The 17,024-nt window shown below is 62.6% G+C and carries 23 protein-coding genes; 16 read left to right on the top strand and 7 right to left on the bottom strand.

All coding sequences use genetic code 11. The features are described from left to right. Nucleotides 1-52 precede the first annotated feature (52 nt). Complete coding sequence (gene kdgK1, locus DVK07_RS11605) at nucleotides 53-1,009, top strand: bifunctional 2-dehydro-3-deoxygluconokinase/2-dehydro-3-deoxygalactonokinase (protein WP_121597251.1); 957 nt, start codon at nucleotides 53-55, stop codon at nucleotides 1,007-1,009. A gap of 64 nt (nucleotides 1,010-1,073) precedes the next feature. On the opposite strand, the gene DVK07_RS11600 is transcribed toward kdgK1, so the two are convergent. After that, nucleotides 1,074-2,078, bottom strand: coding sequence for a Gfo/Idh/MocA family protein (locus DVK07_RS11600; RefSeq protein ID WP_121597207.1), 1,005 nt, complete (start codon nucleotides 2,076-2,078; stop codon nucleotides 1,074-1,076). Nucleotides 2,079-2,340: 262 nt separating this feature from the next. Here DVK07_RS11600 and DVK07_RS11595 point away from each other — a divergent pair, with 262 nt between their 5' ends. Continuing rightward, entirely contained in the window at nucleotides 2,341-3,732 is a 1,392-nt protein-coding gene (locus tag DVK07_RS11595) for an ATP-binding protein (RefSeq protein WP_121597206.1), read from the top strand. A gap of 37 nt (nucleotides 3,733-3,769) precedes the next feature. Here the strand turns inward: DVK07_RS11595 and DVK07_RS11590 are convergent, their stop codons facing one another. Beyond that, nucleotides 3,770-4,588: an SWIM zinc finger domain-containing protein gene (locus DVK07_RS11590; RefSeq protein ID WP_121597205.1), complete on the bottom strand. Its 819-nt coding sequence runs from the start codon at nucleotides 4,586-4,588 to the stop codon at nucleotides 3,770-3,772. Nucleotides 4,589-4,857: 269 nt separating this feature from the next. Here DVK07_RS11590 and DVK07_RS11585 point away from each other — a divergent pair, with 269 nt between their 5' ends. Beyond that, nucleotides 4,858-5,346, top strand: a complete 489-nt coding sequence (locus DVK07_RS11585) for a type II toxin-antitoxin system death-on-curing family toxin (RefSeq protein ID WP_121597204.1) — start codon at nucleotides 4,858-4,860, stop codon at nucleotides 5,344-5,346. 25 nt (nucleotides 5,347-5,371) lie between these two features. Further along, a complete protein-coding gene (locus tag DVK07_RS23315; RefSeq protein WP_199719475.1) occupies nucleotides 5,372-5,512 on the top strand; it encodes a hypothetical protein in 141 nt (46 codons plus the stop codon). A gap of 202 nt (nucleotides 5,513-5,714) precedes the next feature. On the opposite strand, the gene DVK07_RS11580 is transcribed toward DVK07_RS23315, so the two are convergent. Next, complete coding sequence (locus DVK07_RS11580; RefSeq protein ID WP_121597203.1) at nucleotides 5,715-6,758, bottom strand: site-specific integrase; 1,044 nt, start codon at nucleotides 6,756-6,758, stop codon at nucleotides 5,715-5,717. 99 nt (nucleotides 6,759-6,857) lie between these two features. Next, the gene (locus DVK07_RS11575) at nucleotides 6,858-7,118 is read right to left on the bottom strand and encodes a hypothetical protein (protein WP_094519959.1); all 261 of its coding nucleotides are present in this window, start codon (nucleotides 7,116-7,118) and stop codon (nucleotides 6,858-6,860) included. Between the two features lie 382 nt (nucleotides 7,119-7,500). Between DVK07_RS11575 and DVK07_RS11570 the strand changes: the two genes are divergently transcribed. After that, a complete protein-coding gene (locus DVK07_RS11570; RefSeq protein ID WP_049902462.1) occupies nucleotides 7,501-7,758 on the top strand; it encodes a winged helix-turn-helix transcriptional regulator in 258 nt (85 codons plus the stop codon). 14 nt (nucleotides 7,759-7,772) lie between these two features. On the opposite strand, the gene DVK07_RS11565 is transcribed toward DVK07_RS11570, so the two are convergent. Next, nucleotides 7,773-8,549 carry a hypothetical protein gene (locus DVK07_RS11565; protein WP_121597202.1) on the bottom strand — a complete coding sequence of 259 codons (777 nt, stop codon included), beginning with the start codon at nucleotides 8,547-8,549 and terminating at the stop codon, nucleotides 7,773-7,775. A gap of 202 nt (nucleotides 8,550-8,751) precedes the next feature. Between DVK07_RS11565 and DVK07_RS11560 the strand changes: the two genes are divergently transcribed. Continuing rightward, nucleotides 8,752-9,177 (top strand): type IV pilin, encoded by a 426-nt coding sequence (locus DVK07_RS11560; RefSeq protein WP_199719479.1) that lies wholly within the window; start codon nucleotides 8,752-8,754, stop codon nucleotides 9,175-9,177. An 11-nt stretch (nucleotides 9,178-9,188) separates the two neighbouring features. Here DVK07_RS11560 and DVK07_RS11555 read toward each other — a convergent pair whose 3' ends face one another. Both DVK07_RS11555 and DVK07_RS11550 read right to left on the bottom strand, forming a co-directional pair. Continuing rightward, a complete protein-coding gene (locus DVK07_RS11555; RefSeq protein ID WP_080506889.1) occupies nucleotides 9,189-9,446 on the bottom strand; it encodes a hypothetical protein in 258 nt (85 codons plus the stop codon). A 239-nt stretch (nucleotides 9,447-9,685) separates the two neighbouring features. Then, nucleotides 9,686-9,895: a hypothetical protein gene (locus DVK07_RS11550; protein ID WP_007345570.1), complete on the bottom strand. Its 210-nt coding sequence runs from the start codon at nucleotides 9,893-9,895 to the stop codon at nucleotides 9,686-9,688. A 113-nt stretch (nucleotides 9,896-10,008) separates the two neighbouring features. Here DVK07_RS11550 and DVK07_RS11545 point away from each other — a divergent pair, with 113 nt between their 5' ends. From DVK07_RS11545 to DVK07_RS22170, 10 genes are all read left to right on the top strand, one after another. Next, entirely contained in the window at nucleotides 10,009-10,419 is a 411-nt protein-coding gene (locus DVK07_RS11545) for a hypothetical protein (protein ID WP_192961279.1), read from the top strand. Beyond that, nucleotides 10,416-10,679, top strand: a complete 264-nt coding sequence (locus tag DVK07_RS11540) for a DUF378 domain-containing protein (RefSeq protein ID WP_121597201.1) — start codon at nucleotides 10,416-10,418, stop codon at nucleotides 10,677-10,679. Before DVK07_RS11545 ends, DVK07_RS11540 begins: the two co-directional genes overlap by 4 nt. Then, nucleotides 10,679-11,194 (top strand): hypothetical protein, encoded by a 516-nt coding sequence (locus tag DVK07_RS11535; protein ID WP_121597200.1) that lies wholly within the window; start codon nucleotides 10,679-10,681, stop codon nucleotides 11,192-11,194. The genes DVK07_RS11540 and DVK07_RS11535 overlap by 1 nt, the downstream gene beginning before the upstream one ends. Before the next feature lie 171 nt (nucleotides 11,195-11,365). After that, nucleotides 11,366-12,946: a hypothetical protein gene (locus tag DVK07_RS11530; RefSeq protein WP_199719473.1), complete on the top strand. Its 1,581-nt coding sequence runs from the start codon at nucleotides 11,366-11,368 to the stop codon at nucleotides 12,944-12,946. After that, entirely contained in the window at nucleotides 12,946-13,125 is a 180-nt protein-coding gene (locus DVK07_RS11525) for a hypothetical protein (protein ID WP_121597199.1), read from the top strand. Before DVK07_RS11530 ends, DVK07_RS11525 begins: the two co-directional genes overlap by 1 nt. Before the next feature lie 2 nt (nucleotides 13,126-13,127). Further along, complete coding sequence (locus DVK07_RS11520) at nucleotides 13,128-13,697, top strand: hypothetical protein (protein ID WP_233565412.1); 570 nt, start codon at nucleotides 13,128-13,130, stop codon at nucleotides 13,695-13,697. Further along, entirely contained in the window at nucleotides 13,694-14,464 is a 771-nt protein-coding gene (locus DVK07_RS11515) for a hypothetical protein (RefSeq protein ID WP_121597197.1), read from the top strand. The genes DVK07_RS11520 and DVK07_RS11515 overlap by 4 nt, the downstream gene beginning before the upstream one ends. Continuing rightward, nucleotides 14,454-15,545 carry a hypothetical protein gene (locus DVK07_RS11510; protein ID WP_121597196.1) on the top strand — a complete coding sequence of 364 codons (1,092 nt, stop codon included), beginning with the start codon at nucleotides 14,454-14,456 and terminating at the stop codon, nucleotides 15,543-15,545. The genes DVK07_RS11515 and DVK07_RS11510 overlap by 11 nt, the downstream gene beginning before the upstream one ends. Before the next feature lie 189 nt (nucleotides 15,546-15,734). Continuing rightward, on the top strand, nucleotides 15,735-16,169 hold the full coding sequence (locus DVK07_RS11505; RefSeq protein ID WP_121597195.1) for a hypothetical protein: 435 nt from the start codon (nucleotides 15,735-15,737) through the stop codon (nucleotides 16,167-16,169). Between the two features lie 3 nt (nucleotides 16,170-16,172). After that, entirely contained in the window at nucleotides 16,173-17,009 is an 837-nt protein-coding gene (locus DVK07_RS22170; protein ID WP_147441146.1) for a hypothetical protein, read from the top strand. Nucleotides 17,010-17,024: the final 15 nt, after the last annotated feature.

Here is a 17,024-nt window from a genome sequence, read left to right as displayed (position 1 = left end):
GCGTAGCACCGGGTATGAACCCGTTCGAGACCTGCGGCGCGGGGTGGCGCCGATGACCGACCTCGTCACGTTCGGCGAGACGATGCTCCGGCTGTCGCCGCCGCGCGGCGAGCGGCTGGAGACGACGCGCGACCTGACGGTCCAGGCCGGCGGCGCGGAGAGCAACGTCGCGGTCGGGGCCGCGCGGCTCGGCGCCGACGCCCGCTGGCTCTCGAAGCTCCCCGACTCGCCGCTCGGCCGCCGGATCGTGACCGAGCTTCGGAGCCACGGCGTTCGCCCGGGCGTCGCGTGGGCGGACCCCGACGAGAGCCGCGTGGGGACCTACTACCTCGAACACGGCGGCGAGCCGCGGGGGACGAACGTGATCTACGACCGCGCCGACGCGGCGATCACGACCGTCGAGCCCGCGGAGCTCCCGACGGAAGCGGTCGCCGAGGCGGAGTGGTTCCACACGACCGGGATCACGCCCGCGCTCTCGGAGGCGACCGCGGCGACGACGACCGCGCTGTTGCGGACCGCCGGCGAGGCCGGGACCACGCGCTCGTTCGACCTGAACTACCGGGCGAAGCTCTGGGACCCGGAGACCGCGCGGGCGGCCTACGAGGACCTGTTCGAGCACGTCGACACCCTGTTCGTCCCGCGGCGGGACGCCCGCGAGGTGCTCGACCGAGAGGGGAGCGCCGTCGAGATCGCGCACGGCCTCGCCACGGAGTTCGGCTTCGACACGGTCGTCGTCACCCGCGGGCTGGAGGGCGCGGTCGCGCTCCACGACGGCTCGGTGTACGAACAGGACGTGTACGAGGCGGAGACGTTCGACGCGATCGGCACCGGCGACGCGTTCGTCGCCGGCTACGTCGCGGAGCGGCTGCGCGGCGGCGACCTCCCCGCGGCGCTCCGCTGGGCGGCGGCGACCGCGGCGCTGAAACGCACCACCGACGGCGACCTCGCGGTGACGACCCGGGCGGAGGTCCGCGACGTCATCGACGGCGAGGGCGGGATCGACCGGTGAGCCGGGCGGCGGCGATCGGAACCGGCGCCTGACGGGGGTCGGCGGTTCGGAGCCGTGGCCGCGTTCAGAGCTCGACGGGGCCGCCCTCGGCGGCGCTTGCGGCGAGCGCGTCGATTACCTCCATGTTCGCGACCGCCTCCTCGCCGTCGGTCAGGGGGGCGGTCCCGTCGGCGACGCGCTCGGCGAAGTGTTCGACCTGAAGCCGGTACTGGTCGACGGCGGGGAACGTCTCGACGCCGTGGCGGCCGTCGATCTCGTACTCTAACTCGACGGGCTCGTCGGTCGGGGCGTCGAACGCGCGCTCGACCTCGATCCAGCCGTTCGTCGCATCGACGCGATAGCGCTGGACCAGTTGCGTGTCGAAGCCGGAGGCGACCCGCGCCGAGCGGCCGTCGTCGTACGCCAACACGCCCGCGAGTTCCGTGTCGACCCCGGCGTCTCGGGTGTCGCCGGCGTGGGCGTAGGCGCGGTCCGGTTCCCCGAGAATCGTCCGGGCGAGCGAGACGGGGTAACAGCCCACGTCCATCAGCGACCCGCCCGCGAGGTCGGGGTCGAGCCGCACGTCGTTCGGGCGGTCGTACAGCGGGAAGCGGAAGGTGGCCGTCACCGTGCGGACGTCGTCGAGCTCGGTCGCCGCGAGCGCGACGGCGCGCTCGGTGCGGGGGTGATACCGGTACATGAACGCCTCCATCAGCGTGACGCCCCGCTCGTCGCAGTGGGCGACCACGTCGCGCGCCTCGGCGGCGTCGGCGGCCAGCGGCTTCTCGCAGAGGACGTGGAGCCCGGCGTCGGCGGCGCGTTTCGTCCACTCGGCGTGGCTCCCGTTCGGGAGCGGGACGTACACCGCGTCGAGCGCGTCGTCGTCGAGGAGCGCCTCGTAGGAGCCGTAGCTTCGGGGGATCGAATTCTCGGCGGCGAACCGCTCCGCGCGGGCGGCGTCCCGGGACGCCACCGCGCCGACGGTGTGATCGCTGGCGGCGATCGCCGGGATCACCGCTTTCCGGGCGATCCCCGCGGTGCCGAGGACGCCGAATTCGAGGCCGGACGGCTCAGATGCCGGTGTGCTCATGGGCGGAGCGACGGACCCCCCGGTCAAGTGGTTTGTGTCCCTCGGGCGAGGTCGCTCGGTGACGGGGGCCGGAGCCCGGGGAGTCGCGGTCGCGAGAGTCGAAAGATGAGAATTTCAGTCAGCTTGTCACAGTGTACAGTCGGTGTCGGAGCGATGCTGATTTTGCTCTGGTGAAATCCTCAGTCGATGAGATCTCCAAATATGATATTCCAGATTATGATTATTCAGAATATTTTTATTTTAGACCCACTAACTCAGCGCCATGACAGACTTCGTGAACCGCTCGGAGGAGTTAGATCGGCTTCACGACCTGTTTGACTCGGAGAACGCGGATCTCGCTGTAGTGTACGGGCGACGACGGCTGGGAAAGACGAGACTCGTCAAGAAGGCGCTTGAGGGACGAGAGAACGCGGTCTTCTATCAGGCACGACAGAAGACGCGGGAGCTCCAACTGGAACAGTTCGTCGAGGCCGCGGCTGACACGGTTCCTGGTATCGAAGATATTCGTCCCGATTGGGAGCGGCTGTTCAGGTATCTGGCCGACCAGAACGCGATCGTCGTCCTCGACGAGTTTCCGTACCTGATCGAACAGGACGAGAGTCTTCCGTCGGTGTTACAGGCGTTGTTCGACCACGAGTTCGACGAGTCGGAGACGACGTTCGTGCTGGTCGGGTCGTCGATCAGCATGATGGAGGAAGCGACCCTGCTCGGAGACAGCCCGCTATACGGGCGAACGTCCCTCACACTCGACATCCGTGAACTCTCGTTCGACGCCGCGACGGAGTTTCTACCGGACGATGCGACGCCGGACGAGGCCGTGCGTGCGTGGAGTGTGTTCGGAGGCGTTCCCTATTACCTCGAAGAACTCGACGCGGATCGGTCGCTCGGCGAGAACATCCAGCAGACGGTGCTGACTCGTCACGGCTCGCTCCACAACGAGCCGGAGCACGTCCTCCGGATGGAACTGACGGAGCCGACGCGCTACTTCTCGATCCTCGAAGCGATCGCCGGCGGGGCGACCGGCCGCAACGAGATCGCCGGCGTGACCGGTATCGACTACAACCAGCTATCGACGTATCTGGACCGGCTCTCTCGGCTTCGGCTCGTCAAACGGCACGTGCCGGTGACCGAGAAACCCGAACGATCCAAGCGAAGTCAGTATCGGCTGCGTGACCCCTTGTTCCGGTTCTGGTTCCGGTTCCTGTACGGGAGTTCGGATCGCTACGATCAGTTCGGCGACGAGGCCTACGAACGACTCGTCGAACCGGAGCTGGCCGATTTCGTCGCTCCCGCCTTCGAGCAACTGTGTTGTGAGGCCCTGTGGACCCTGTACGACGAGACACCGATCGTCGACGTCGGGCAGTGGTGGTATCAGGACCACGAGATCGACGTCGTCGGACTCACTGACGAAGACACGCTCGTCGTCGGCGAGTGTAAGTATCAAGAATCGCCACTCGACTACAGCGCACTGGCGTCGCTGGAGACGCACGTCGAGGAACTCCGGTGGCAGCCGTCGGGCGGTGGCGCGCGAACCGTCGAATACGCGCTGTTCTCCCGGAGCGGATTTACGGATAGCGTCCGCGAAGCCGCTGTCGAGCGTGACGATGTACACCTTTATACGATCGACGACGCCGTCGCCGCAGTTAGAAAGTGAGCGACCGAACCGCGGCGAAACGCGAGATAGCGGAGAATTATTCTCGCCGCTCAGTGAGCGTTTCCTCCAACTCCGTCGCTGCGCGCTCGAAGTGCTTACTGAGAAACGGTGTCCCCGACGTCGCCCGACCCTCGAGGAACGCGACCGCATCGGCGGCCTCATCAGCGGCAATATCTCCTGCCGTCACGCAGTCGACGTACCCGTCGAGTGCTCGCGTGAACTCCTGCGAGAAGTGGTCGTACGCCCCGTCGACGCGCTCCATGTTGTCGTCGAGCGATTCGACGAGAGCGCGATACACTGCCGCCGCCGACGTGTACCGTCTCTGATCGAGATACTCGCTCGCGAGATCGAACCACTCGGAGAAGTCGATCGGCTCGAAGACGACGAAGTAGTCGGGGTTCGTCTTCTCGAACTCCCGATCGATCGCGGCGCGCAGGGCGTCGACCGACCGCGTCGGCGACTCGCCGAAACGGGCGAAGAACCGTTCGCGGACGGCAACGTCGGTCGCCAGCGCCTCTCGAAGGAAATCGCGGAGGTCGTCGGCGTCGGCAGTTCTGAGTACGGCGTCAAGCCGGTCACCCTCGTCGGGAGGGCACTCGTCCGCACATCGAAGTAACACGACGACGACGTGCTTACACGCCCCCGGCCCGTCGTACGGGCAGTCACACCACGGATCGAACCCCTCGGCCGCGAGATCGACGCGCGCGTCGTACTGACGGCTACCACTCACGACGGCGGTTACAGTCGTATCAACGCGATGAATATCGAGGATTCGGTTCTCAGAAAGGTATTTTTCGCCGCGTTCGAAGACCGCGTCGGTACAGATCTCCCGAACTGTTCCCTCCGTCACGTCCATGAGTGTGAGCAGTGTTCCGTCGCGGTCCGGAAAAAGTCGACACACGAACCTCGCCTTCGTTCAAAATCGTAACTCTCTCACTCTGAAAGAAGCCGTCACCCCGCCGCTGTCATGCGATTGGAACGCTACGGGCGCTACTTCGACTGTCGAACGGCTTGATCTTTGAGGCGTGAGGCGGCCGAATTCGACGTCATCGAAACGGTGATTTCTGACATCGTTCAGCCGACGATGACAAAATCTACACTGGTGTAGCACCGACGCCAGAGCGAATGGCCGACTCGTTGTGGTACCCGTCCGTCGAAGACGTCGTCACCATCCACGACGACGTCGTCGCGGAGTATCCCGATACTCCCGCCGGCGTTCGGAACCGCGGCGACATCGAGTTCGCACTGAACTACATCGAAGAGGGGAGCTTCGGCTCAGCGCCGGAAACCATCCACGAGAAGGCGTATCATCTTCTGCGGCTCCTCGTCGCTAATCACCTCTTCGTCGATGCGAACAAACGTACCGCGCTCAACGTGACGGTCGTCTTCTACTTCCTCAACGGGTATCGGTTCGAGTACGACGACGAAGTGAGGACGATACTGAAAGCGTTCGGCACCGACGAAGCGGCCGTCGATGAGGAGGACACCACGGAGTATCTCCGATCCCACACCGAAGCACTCGATCTGGCCGGTGAGATCGAAGCGTGGCGAGACGAACTCATCCGGTACGGGCTAGCGGAGTTGACCGGTGACTCGTCGGACCCGAACGATTAACGGCGTTCGACGCGTCCGTACAGGTATGGCCACCGAAGAGGGAGCAGAAACGACATCACCGCTCGACGACGTAATGGAGGACATCCGGCAGGAGTTGGTTCGACGGGTCGCGGCGGACGACCGCAATTCGAACCGAGACGTCTACGACGCGCTCGAAGACGAGTAGCCGGTACTGTTGCGATTTTTTGGGTTGTTCTGTTGTTATCTCTCGATTAGAACGATACGGCGCGACGGGATCCACGCGAGCGAACGCAGTGAGCGAGCGTGGAGCCAGTCGCGCCCGTGACTGAGCGAAGCGAAGGAACGGGCGCGACGGGACTTGAGTCCCGTAGTTATCCCGCTGTAATCGGCTTGAATTTGTGTGACACTCATTGTTGTATAATCCGCCAGCGGCGGTCTGCCTTCTCGCGCTCCGAAGCGCGGTCGTAGTGCTTGTCGAGAACGTCCTCGCTCGCGTTGAGCTGATCCGAAACGACGCCCCGAGGGACGCCGTCGTTCCGGTACTTCGTCACCCGCGCCTTGCGGGCGTCGTGAGGCGACCGAGCGGACGGACACCCGCTCACGTGCCGGAACGTCGCGAACTTACACGAGTCCGGATCCTCGTCGTGCGGGCACTCCTTGCCGATGAAACACGGCCGAGTCCATCGGTAGAACGCCTTCCGGATAGTCCCGGCCGCGATCCGACCCGCGTCGGTTGTCACGAGCGGGTTCCGGCCGTGGTCGTCGACGGCGTCCGTCCGCGGACCGTCGATGTAGTCCTGTAGAATCTGGGCGACGCGGCGGCTGATACGGTTGACCCGTTCACTCGCAGCGTCGTTCTTGAGCGGAGTTCCGGTCTCTGGCCGGTGAACGAACTCGATCGAGGGCTTGTTTCCCTCCAAGTCGAGATCCTGGAGATCGAGCGATCGGACCGCGCCGAGACGCGCGCCCGTGTGCCAAATCAACGCCCAGACGACGTGATCGCGGCTCGCGTACTCGTACCGAGAGAGGTACTCGACGATGTCCGCTGCTCGCTCCGGTCGAAGGTACGAGTCGCTAACCTCGTCCTCGCGGGTGAGCTTCACGAGCGGCACCTTCTCGTACAGGTCCGACGGGACCGCCTCGATCTCCCCGCAGAACTTGAGGAACGACCGCAACGTCGAGAGGTTCGAATGAAGCGTCTTCTTCGCGAGTTCGTCGACCTTGCTGTTGCTGTACCCTCCCTCCCGGCGCCAGATCCGGTATTCGTACAGGTCCCGGCCGGAGAGTTCGTTCAGATTGTCGATCGAACCCTCTTCGCGGCACCACTCGACGAACGGCCGAAGCTCGCTCTGGTGGGTCGTCCGGGTCCACTCGGCGCGATCCTCTTTCATCCGGTCGAGGTGCATCTCGACGGCGCGCTCGGGCGGGATCGGTTCGAGCTCGTCACTCATCGGACTCCTCCGGCTCTTCGGTCTCATCGTCTTCGCCGTCCTCGTCGTCGTACATCGCGAGCTGCTCGGCGATCCGGCGGGCGTGTCCGCTCTCGTCGCTCACGCGGACCCCTCCTCGCCGTCGAGATCTCGGTCGTAGGGGCCGACCGGCGTCACGAGCCGCACCCGATCACGAGTCAACTCGGCGCCGGTCTTACGGTCGCGGAGGGTCTGAAAGACACCGTCGTAGTCGTCGCTCGCGGCACACTTCTGACACCAGAAGTGGTGATTTGTCGGTTCCCACGAGCGGTGGCCGCGGGGACACACGAACCGCCACCTATCCTGCCGGTCTTCGATCCGCACAACTTCTTTCGGAGGCATCGATTCCAACCGATGAACGGGTGTTAAAAAGAAAAGATCCAGACGCGGGCGGTGAAACTGAAAGTAGTCGCCTCCGGCGATTGTGTTGCGGTTCCTCGGTCGATCGGGGATTTCAAATCCCGGCGCGTAGTGGTCGAGCATGGCTTTCGTGCCTATCTCACGGAAGCCCACGCGGACCCGCTGTCTCCAGCAGCGGGGTCCGCTTTTGCGAATGATTGGACCCATCAGGAGCGACGGGTCCGCGATAGTGCTTCCGTTGTACGCTCCGAAGGACACCAACGACTTAACATTAACCCATCAAACCGTGTAGTAGAAAACACTAAATGCCAATTGAACCAAACCGAACCGGTATCTGTTATATGAACCCAAATAAGTCGAGGGTATGCGCCCTCGGGTGGACTGGATGAATCAGACCGACGACCGAGTGCTTGAGCTACTCGACGAGTCAGGTCTCATCCTGACGCCCGCCGTAATCGCGAAGAACCTCGAATACACTCGGAACTGGGTCTCTCGACGGATCGGAAAGCTCGAAAATTCCGGTCTCGTCGAGCCGGTCGACTCAGGGTACTACCGAATTACAGACCGGGGACGCGCATACCTCGCAGGCGAACTCGACGCCAGCGACCTCGAAGGCGAGTGAGGCGAGTGTCGTCGTTACTCTACACCGAGCTCCCGAGCGGCAGCCGCCGAGATCGTTAGTCCGGCGTCCGCCGTGGTAACGCGCTCATCTAGTACGTCGTCCAGAACCTCCCGAAGTTCGGTGATGAACGAATTCGGACGTTCGACCTGTACTTGTGTCGTCGACTTGTCGGGGTATCTCAGCCCGCGGTGTCGAACGTAGATCCGTGCGAACGACCGACGAACCGACTGAGGAACGTCCCACACGACCGCCGGGAGGTGATCGAGCGATGTTTTCACACCCGTTGGTGCTCCCATTGCGACGAGACATCGACCGAGAACCGTCCCGTCGCACGTGGGGACGATCTCGGTCGCCCGGTTGGGCGTGTCGGCGTTACGGGTGCGCGTCACCACACCGACGCGCTCGAAGGCTTCCCGGACCTCCGTGGCGCTCACTCGTTTCCCGGGCGTCACCGCAGGCGCGTAACTCTCGGCCGCGATGCTCCCCCCGGCGAGGACGTGCGCGAGCAGGTCGACGAGCGCGACGGCCGTCTCGCCCTCGGGGTCCGGGTCGAGCCAGCCACGGTCGATCGCGGCATTAATTCCCCGAACCGGATCGGGCACAGCGTCTTTGAGCCAGCCGCGGACGCGTGCGGAGGGAAGATCAAGCGCTCGCCCAACACGGACACGGCCGGCGTTCGGGTGTTCAGCGGCGTACTCGCGGACGCGGCGATAGTCGAGGACTTTCTCCCACGGATCCGGATACACGCGATCGCTGTAAGTCCGGGAGAGGGAGGGCGCCGTGGGTTCCATAATGTAACTACATACGTCAGCGAATGTGAACCTATTCGTCTAATTTTCTCCGCTGATACTCATGCCAGTAAGTACATAAGGAAGCCCTACCTCCCTACGAGTGACCAGCAACCGATCTGAACGGGACGAGGGAATCTCCGGCGTCGACGACGGCGCTCGAGTCCCCGAGACCTCGTTCGGCGGTGGCCGCTGGGTTCAAACTATGAAACCACGCAACCAATCCAACGCGGACGACAGGGCAGTGAGTCCCGTCATCGGCGTCATACTCATGGTCGCAATCACCGTCATCCTGGCGGCCGTTATCGGGACGTTCGTTCTCGGACTCGGCGACCAGTTAGGAGATACAGCGCCGCAGGCGAGTTTCGATATCGAAAGCTCAAACGATTCATCGGTGAATATCACAAAGACTGGTGGTCAGGCAATTCCGATCGACGATCTCGTCTTATCCGTTGACGGAGAACGGCGTACTGGAGTTACCCCAGACCTTTCTTCAGATAATTGGCAAACGGGGGTAACGGTAAAGTTTGACAATTCCAGTTCGTTCAGTGGCGGCTCAGATTCAACGATCCAGCTCATTCACGATCCGAGTGGCAACGTGATCTTTGAGGGGACTGCCGACCTCTCATAGGCTGACCACAGCTATCTCCAACGACTTTCTATTCTTGTTCTGTACCGCAATCCGAGTACATCTGTATTGAACTGCTGAATTGTTGCCGGATCTAATTCATCGCGAGCCTCGCGGATATTCTCCTTTGACTGAATCAGATGTGCGAGGGCGGCGTCGATCACGACGCTCATCGGCGGGTCGTCGTCGGGACCGCTCGCCACGATCTCACTCGCCTTTTCGAGCTGGCGCTCGCGTTCGTCGGTGATCTTGAGGCTGGTTCGACGGCTCATTTATACCACATCGTATGTCCGGGGGTCGCGATCCCGTCGTTCTGGAGTAACTGAATCGGTCCGTGTTGAAGTAGCACCGCCAGATCGACCACGATCACCGCGGCCGCCACCCACAACCCGACCGATTTCTATGTACCTTGCGCGCCGATCGCGTCGAGCGAAGTACATAGATCGCGGATCGTGAATACATCTACGTCGGACCCCACGGGCTCGCGTCGAGAGCCCCCTTCCGCGAGGTTTCACGCTCGCCCCACGAGTTCCAACAGCGTCGGTACTTCGCCGTCCTCGGGGAAGCGCACCAGGTACGCGCGCTCGCCGACGCGCTGCGTGTGAGCGTCGGCCTCCTTGATCGATCCGTCGGCGGCGACTAATCCGTCGAGTTCGAGGTGCTGTTTGTCGATCGTCACGGTTCCGCTGCCGTCGCGGTCGACGAGACTTTTGAATCCCATCGCCCCTCGCGGGCACGGTGGTTCACTTAAATGTACCTCAAAGTGACACGGAACGGGCACAGACCGTACTGAATGCGGGAGTATATGGGGATCACCGTGGCCCGGCCGCTCGCATGGCGAAAATGGAATTCGACGCCGTCGACGCCGCCCTCGTAGTGGCGGGGCTCGCCTCGGCGTTCATGCTCGTCGGTATCGCATCGTTCCAGCTGTTCGACGTGGACTTTACCGCGACCCAGTTCACGCTCGGCGGAATCGGCCTCTCGACCGCGTGGATTCTCGGCTACGCGTCGATCGTCGGGGTCATCATCACCAACGACAACACCGAGTTTCAATCCCTCTCGGACGATATTCAGGGGCTACAGGGCTGGTACATGGCCGCGGCCGTGGGGACGCTCGTCCTTCCGGTCGCGTTCGTCGCGCTCCCTGACACGGTCGGCAGCTTCTTCCAGAGCTCCGATCTGTGGGGCCTCCTGTACGTGATCGCGGTTACGACCGGGCAGTTCGCCCTGGGGTGGATGCTATGAGCTCCATCTGGGACGGAGAAGACACGATCGCGGGAGTGATCTGGATCCTCACGTCGATCGGCTCGATCAACTGGGGGCTGCTGGAGTTCTTCGACTACAACGCCGTCGCCGAGCTCGGGACCGCGGTCGGCTCGCCGACTGCCGCGACCATCGTCTACGGCGCGGTCGCCGTCGCCGGCGTCGTCACGCTCGCTGATCACGCCGGGTTCTACGACGTCCCCGACGTCGTCGACTCGATCCGCGGTGACGGGGGAGACTGATGAACCGCAACACAAGCGCGGCCCTCGTCGTCGCGATCGTCGCGATCGCCGGGCTCGGTCTCGCCTTCGCGGCCGGCGGGGTCGCCGGACAGACCGGTACAACCGAGCTCGCAAACGATTCCGTCGACGTCGCGAACACGACTGAATCGGTCTACGTCGACGTGACCGGCGTCGACGACATGAACGGCAGCGGACCGGTCGACGTGAACGTGACGTTCACTGGGCTCAACGAGAGCGACGGGAGCAGTACCGTGCTCGAAGAGACGACGATCTCGGTCGCCGAGAACACGACCGAATCCGCGAACGCGACGCTCAACGACTCCGACCGCGAGAGCTACGACTCGGTCTGTGTCGTCGCCTCGACGGGCGGCGACTCTTCCCTCATCAACTCCGTCAACTGGGGGACGGTCGGCATGGGCGGCGGCGCCGGAATTGGGCTCGGCGGTGAGACCGGAGCGATCGGCACCGTCGCGGTGGTGTTGATCGTCGTCTGGCTCGTCGGACGGGAGGACTAACGCATGACCGCAACACAACCAGATTCGCCCCGGATCACTCGTCGGGGACTGCTGCGGACGACGGCGGTCGGCGTCGGCGCCGCCGCCGGCGTCGGCGCGCTCGGCTCGACCGCGCGCCCGGCCGCGGCGATCGACTGGGGGAGCGTCGGTAAGACTGCGGCGCTCGCCGCCGTGAGCCCGCCGGTCGCGCTCGGGTGGGCGCTCCGCGAGTACGAAGTACTCGGGTCTGATTCGCCGGCTGAAGGCCTGACTGCTGATGTTCTGAAACAACAAGTATATCAGACCGCCCGGACGCGGAAATCGACGAACGCGAGCACGATCGTCGACAACCAGAACATCCTCGACGGCGTCGAACACACCGCCTATACCGAGGCGAAGATCGCCGCCATCGAGGAACTAAACGCCGGTTCCTCTGAGTCTGCGGTCCTCGACGCGGCAACCGGCGCGATAGACACCTACGAAACGACTGTCCGAAAGAACTTCCTCAAGACGTGGAATGAGTCTGTTAATGAACTCGTTGCTCTTGTGGGTTCTCTCGAATCGCACCCTGACGCTGGTGTAACTGATGTCATTCAGCCCTACAAAATATTTGACGGGGATGAATTTCAACACCATACCGCAACCTCTGTTACAACTACACATACGTTCCCTGATGGCTCGGAGTTAGACCTACTCCAATTGGAAACGGCCAACAGCGCCGGGGATTCTGTTATCCGTTACTCTCCGCTTAATACTAATTCCGTTACGGGGATTGGTTCAAACCCTGCGGTTAGAGTGTCTTACGGTGGTGAGACGTTTGAATACCTCTTTGATGGTGATTGGCAAAGTATTAATGAAGAGATGGAAACCACGTTCCAAAATGTCCGCGACGGCATCTCGACGTGGGTGACGAACGTCTACGGCGACGTTCAAAGCGGCGAGATTGAAATCACCGAGCTCATCACGCCCCGCGAGCGGGCGGCGATGCTCCCTGAAGAAGAGTCGCAGGCACAGGCGATCGCCGACCTTGCCGCACTCAACATCCCGATCGACTCTGAGCGTGAAGTGACGGTGACGATCTCGGAGACCGGCGCGACGCTCTCCGGAACGATCGGCCTCACCGACGAGTCGGACGGACCGATCGAATCGGGGGCGACGTACGTCCCGAGTGAGCTCACCGGAGACGTCTATCTCACGGCCGACGTGAGTCAACTCTCCGGTACGTGGGACGCCTACGAGACCGGCGTCGACGGCGGGACGATCACCCTCACTGCGCAGCCCTACGAGGGAACAGTCCTGAACGTGACGACGACGGCCGGCGAGACCGTCTCGGTCCCCGCAAGCGATTGGACCGACAACGGCGACGGGACCTATTCGTACGACGCGAGCGGAGACCTTGAGACAAACATCACCGAGGTCGAATCCGTCGAGTACGTGTCCGGTGCCGACGAGACTCAGTACGAGACGCTGAACCTCTCTAAGGAGTTCACCGTCGAGTCGATTGTCAACGAGCAGACCGGCGAGCAGACGTCGAGCGCGTCGTTCGAGTCGTCGGAGCCGCAGAACGATTCGAACTACATCACGGAAGACGAGTGGAACCAGCTGGAGCAGCAGAATCAGGAGCTGATCGAAAAGTACGAGGAATCTCAGAGCACAGGCGGCGCCGGTGCCGGTTGGTTTGAGGGGAACTCGCCCGATGTCGGACTCATCGCGGCCGTAGTCGGTGGCGCGGGAGTCGTGTACGCGCTCTTCGGACAGGGAGGTAACAGCTGATGATCAACCCTCTCGCGCCGTACCTGTCGATCCTGTCGTTCGTCGTCGAGCCGATTCTAAAAGTCGGCACGGCGGCCGTGTTCATCGGGATCGTCATGGTGGCCCTCGGCTACGACCCGATCGGACTCGCGTGGGGGTTCGTTGAGAGTACGATCCGGTCGGCGATTCCGGGGGTCTAACCATGCGACGTGTCCTGATTTTTTGTGTTGCGGTGAGCCTCGCGGCTTGTGTTGCGGTCGGCGGCGCCGCCGCGCAAGACGACGGCGGTCCCGGCTTAGAGACGAACACGTCCGTCGATGTCGGCGAGCCCGAGACGTACGCGCAGGAGATCGACGCCGACACCCGACTCGTCGAGTGGGAGTACGACCGCGACCGCGGCGGGTTCAGACTGCTCTTCGAGACCGACGAGTCGACGCGTATCACCCTCACCGAGGCGGTTCAGTTCGGCGAGGGCTCCGGCTCCGGTCGTATCTACCAGCATCGGCTCCCAGAGGGGCAGACCGAGATTTTTGTCTCGGTCCCGTTGCGAGCCGGGCAGGCGGCCGTCACCATGACGACGCCGGGCAGCATCGCGAACAACCGGTTTGCCTACGTCTCGACCGGGCAGACGACGCCAGACCGCCCGCCGATCAGCTACGAGCGCGCGCAGCTGTTGATCCTCTTCTCGGGGATCGGCGGCGCCGGTCTCACCTACCGCGTCGTCAAGCAGCGCCGCGAGGATGAAGAGAAATCCGTCGAGAGGGTGCTATGAATCCGGTCGCCGCAGCCCGCGAGCGCCCGATTCTCTCCGGCGGACTTGTGTTGCTGTTCATCGCCGGCGCCGAGAGCGGTCGGTATCCGTACCCGTGGAACGTCGACGGCGCCGGCGTCGTCGCGACCGCGGCCGTCGCGATCGCGATCGGCGGGTACGTCGCCGGCGGGTACGTCGCCGATCTACTCCCCGATGAGGAGGGGATCTATCTCGTCGCGTTCGACGCCAGCGATGACACCGGCGGGTCGATCTGGGAGCTCTCCGAGGACCAGTTCGCGGACATGGACGTCCACGCCGGCAGCCTCTTCGAGTGGCCCGTCGCGAAGCGCGTGTACGAGGTCCGCGAGTACCGTCCCGAGGACAACGTCGCGGTCGCCAACTGGCGAGAGTCGGTCGCCGGCTCCGAGCTCGCCGGCGACGTCCAGGTCGTCGACGCGATGGAAGCGATCGCCGAGCTCCGCGACGAGTTCGAGCCGGACGCCCGCGAGGCGCGGCGCCTCAAGCGTCGGCTCCGGTCGATCGCTCGGACGCTCGACAAGCGCCGGCTCAAGGACCAGGAGGCGATCCTCGACCCGACGCTCACGCCGTCGTTCGACGACGACAGCGCGACCGTCACAGCGGTCCTCGACGAGGAACTACCGGACGATCTGAAACCACAGAGCATGAAGGGAGACGACGTCGACACCGAGCGGAACGGGCACAGAGACACGATCGGCTTCGAGCTGCTCGACGAGACCGAGGCGCTGGAGGTGGACGATGAGCGATAAGACCGGCGCGTACGCGGCGGCCGAACTCGCGAGCGCGCTCCGAGGCGAGGACCCCGGCGAACACGTCCGCGGGTACGCCGGGCTCGTCGACGACCGCCGGACGCTCGCGGTTCTCAACTACTACGACGGGCTGCTCGACGAGCCGATCGAGGAAACCCGGATCGGCCGGCTCATCATTTCCAACGCCGCGACCGAGACGATCGACGAGGCGGTGCGACACGGGTCGGTCTCGCAGATGAAGAGCGCGACCGGCCTCACCGGGCAGGAACGCGAAGGCGGCGACTTGTACCGCGACGCCGCCGGCGAGCTCGCGCACGAGGGCGCGATCGGGCTCGTGTTCGGGGCGCCCGGCTCGGGCAAGACGGCGACGACGCTCGACGTGGCGATGTCGTGGAAGATCCGGACCGGCGGCGCGCTCATCGGAAACACGTCGTGGGACGGGTTCGACCGCGTGGTGCGTTCCGACCGGGAGATGCTCGAAGCAATGGCGGAGATCGAGGGGCCGGTGCTGGCGGTCCTCGACGAGATTGCCCAGGAGCTCTCCGGGTTCGGCTCGGGCAACAAGGCGGCCGAGCAGTTCTCCGACTCGCTGCTCTTCATCCGCAAGAAGGAGTCCAAACACGGACCGAATCCGAAGCGCGGGAGCGTCCTGCTCGTCGGACACACGCGGACGAAAACCGCGAAGTCGATCCGCCGGGTCGCGTCGCTCGCGATCGAGAAGCCCTCGCGGTCGGACCCCGGTCGCGCTCGCCTCTTAGAGAGCGAGGGCGGCAAGGACGACTGGGAAGAGGGGAGCGACTACAAGGGCCTGACCGACACGGCCGCGGACTACCCGGAACACGAGCCGAGCGAGTTCGCGATCGAGCTCGTCGACGAGGACGACGAGAGCGAGGGCGTCGACGCCGACTCGGTCCGGCGCGAGGAAGCGGTGAGCAAGGCGATCCGCGCGGTCGAGAATCACGGGATGACGTACGCCGAGGCGGGCGACCTCGTCGGCTACTCCGCGGCGTGGGTCTCCGACCGGATGGCTGAATACAGGAACGGCGACCACGGCGAGGTAGTGAACGATGCCGTCGCGTGAATCGATAGACGCGGTGGGGATTCACGCGTTCATTCAGCCGCCCGCCCCGGCGCATACCTCTGTTTATACGCGTGCGATCGCGGCGGGGGGTCCGAATCCGCGGAGGGCCGCACGGCCGGGGTTCGGTCGAAATTCGTTCGTCGACGCCGATCGGCGCGGCGACCAACCGCAACCCAAACGAGGACGCCTATGAGCTACGACCCGGCGATCGTCGGTCGGTACGGGAAGCTCGTCGAGCTGTGGGCGACGGACCGCTACCCGCTCACGCTCGACTATCCGGTCGTGGACGGGCTCAAGTTCGACGCGACCGACGAGAACGGCCGCCCGTGGGACGTGAAGGGCTCGATGGTCAACGGCGTCCGACCGACGTTCAAGTTCTGGGAGGACCAACACGAGACGCTCGCGGACGCTGACGGCGGCTACGCGCTCGTGTGGTACCGAGCGGAAGGGAGAGAGATCACGGTCGTGTCGTCGCGGACGGTTCGCGCTCGGGACTTGGAGATCACTAACTGGACGAATCCCGGTGAGACGCACTATCGGTCTCATAGTCGCGAAGCCCAAGTTCTAGCATCTGGTCTCTTCAAGTCATACCGAACTTATTTTTGTTTCAAATTTGAACGTTGATATATGAGTGATGAAGACACATGCTTTGTCGTATCTCCTATCGGTGAAGAAGGGTCCGACACAAGAGAACGGTCGGACAAATTATTTGAATATGTGATTGAGCCAGCTGTAAGCCCTCACGGATATGAGCCAATTCGGTCAGATCAGATCGCTGAACCGGGTATGATAACAAGTCAAATAATAGATCATATTGTAGACAGTCCACTTGTTATTGCAGATCTGACGGGGAGTAATGCGAATGTGTTCTACGAGCTTGCTATTAGACACGCATTACAGAAGCCTCTTATACAGCTGATCAGTGTAAATGACAGTATTCCATTTGACGTTGCTGGGACACGAACTATACAAATTGATCTTTCAGATATTGAATCTGTTGAAAATGCGAAAAGTGATATCAGAGACCAAATTAGCAATCTTGATTCAGGTGATCAGAACATTGAGACACCGATCTCAGTCGCGCTTAACCTTAGAGATTTAAAAGATAGTACGGATCCAGATGATCGTTCAATGGCAGATATCATGGAAACACTCACCGAAGTCCGTACAAATATAATCACACTTCAAAATAAATTGGAAGAGCCAGAAGAAGTTATCCCGCCAGAATATATTGAAGATATCTTCGGTGACGCGTTCGATCAGGATTATATGATGATCGTGGAGAGGCTAGATCAAGTAGAAACCATGGTAGATGATTTATATCATTATCTTGAAGAAAATGAGGCCCTAGATGATAATATTGAACGAGACTTATCAAAGATTGCTCACAACGTTATGCACCTCAAACACGTATTAAGAGAAGAGGCTCAACGGTCAATAAATACAAATCTCAACGAGTACTGAATTTACAAGCCAGTC

Origin of the sequence: Halorubrum sp. Atlit-26R (genome assembly GCF_003666015.1) — an archaeon.
Classification (GTDB): domain Archaea; phylum Halobacteriota; class Halobacteria; order Halobacteriales; family Haloferacaceae; genus Halorubrum.
This window is presented reverse-complemented; position numbering and strand designations above follow the sequence as displayed.

Bases quoted from the DNA above. Each gene is read 5' to 3' on its own strand.
- kdgK1 (WP_121597251.1), top strand. From the start codon at position 53: ATGACCGACCTCGTCACGTTCGGCGAGACGATGCTCCGGCTGTCGCCG.
- DVK07_RS11600 (WP_121597207.1), bottom strand. From the start codon at position 2,078: ATGAGCACACCGGCATCTGAGCCGTCCGGCCTCGAATTCGGCGTCCTC.
- DVK07_RS11595 (WP_121597206.1), top strand. From the start codon at position 2,341: ATGACAGACTTCGTGAACCGCTCGGAGGAGTTAGATCGGCTTCACGAC.
- DVK07_RS11590 (WP_121597205.1), bottom strand. From the start codon at position 4,588: ATGGACGTGACGGAGGGAACAGTTCGGGAGATCTGTACCGACGCGGTC.
- DVK07_RS11585 (WP_121597204.1), top strand. From the start codon at position 4,858: ATGGCCGACTCGTTGTGGTACCCGTCCGTCGAAGACGTCGTCACCATC.
- DVK07_RS23315 (WP_199719475.1), top strand. From the start codon at position 5,372: ATGGCCACCGAAGAGGGAGCAGAAACGACATCACCGCTCGACGACGTA.
- DVK07_RS11580 (WP_121597203.1), bottom strand. From the start codon at position 6,758: ATGAGTGACGAGCTCGAACCGATCCCGCCCGAGCGCGCCGTCGAGATG.
- DVK07_RS11575 (WP_094519959.1), bottom strand. From the start codon at position 7,118: ATGCCTCCGAAAGAAGTTGTGCGGATCGAAGACCGGCAGGATAGGTGG.
- DVK07_RS11570 (WP_049902462.1), top strand. From the start codon at position 7,501: ATGCGCCCTCGGGTGGACTGGATGAATCAGACCGACGACCGAGTGCTT.
- DVK07_RS11565 (WP_121597202.1), bottom strand. From the start codon at position 8,549: ATGGAACCCACGGCGCCCTCCCTCTCCCGGACTTACAGCGATCGCGTG.
- DVK07_RS11560 (WP_199719479.1), top strand. From the start codon at position 8,752: ATGAAACCACGCAACCAATCCAACGCGGACGACAGGGCAGTGAGTCCC.
- DVK07_RS11555 (WP_080506889.1), bottom strand. From the start codon at position 9,446: ATGAGCCGTCGAACCAGCCTCAAGATCACCGACGAACGCGAGCGCCAG.
- DVK07_RS11550 (WP_007345570.1), bottom strand. From the start codon at position 9,895: ATGGGATTCAAAAGTCTCGTCGACCGCGACGGCAGCGGAACCGTGACG.
- DVK07_RS11545 (WP_192961279.1), top strand. From the start codon at position 10,009: ATGGCGAAAATGGAATTCGACGCCGTCGACGCCGCCCTCGTAGTGGCG.
- DVK07_RS11540 (WP_121597201.1), top strand. From the start codon at position 10,416: ATGAGCTCCATCTGGGACGGAGAAGACACGATCGCGGGAGTGATCTGG.
- DVK07_RS11535 (WP_121597200.1), top strand. From the start codon at position 10,679: ATGAACCGCAACACAAGCGCGGCCCTCGTCGTCGCGATCGTCGCGATC.
- DVK07_RS11525 (WP_121597199.1), top strand. From the start codon at position 12,946: ATGATCAACCCTCTCGCGCCGTACCTGTCGATCCTGTCGTTCGTCGTC.
- DVK07_RS11520 (WP_233565412.1), top strand. From the start codon at position 13,128: ATGCGACGTGTCCTGATTTTTTGTGTTGCGGTGAGCCTCGCGGCTTGT.
- DVK07_RS11515 (WP_121597197.1), top strand. From the start codon at position 13,694: ATGAATCCGGTCGCCGCAGCCCGCGAGCGCCCGATTCTCTCCGGCGGA.
- DVK07_RS11510 (WP_121597196.1), top strand. From the start codon at position 14,454: ATGAGCGATAAGACCGGCGCGTACGCGGCGGCCGAACTCGCGAGCGCG.
- DVK07_RS11505 (WP_121597195.1), top strand. From the start codon at position 15,735: ATGAGCTACGACCCGGCGATCGTCGGTCGGTACGGGAAGCTCGTCGAG.
- DVK07_RS22170 (WP_147441146.1), top strand. From the start codon at position 16,173: ATGAGTGATGAAGACACATGCTTTGTCGTATCTCCTATCGGTGAAGAA.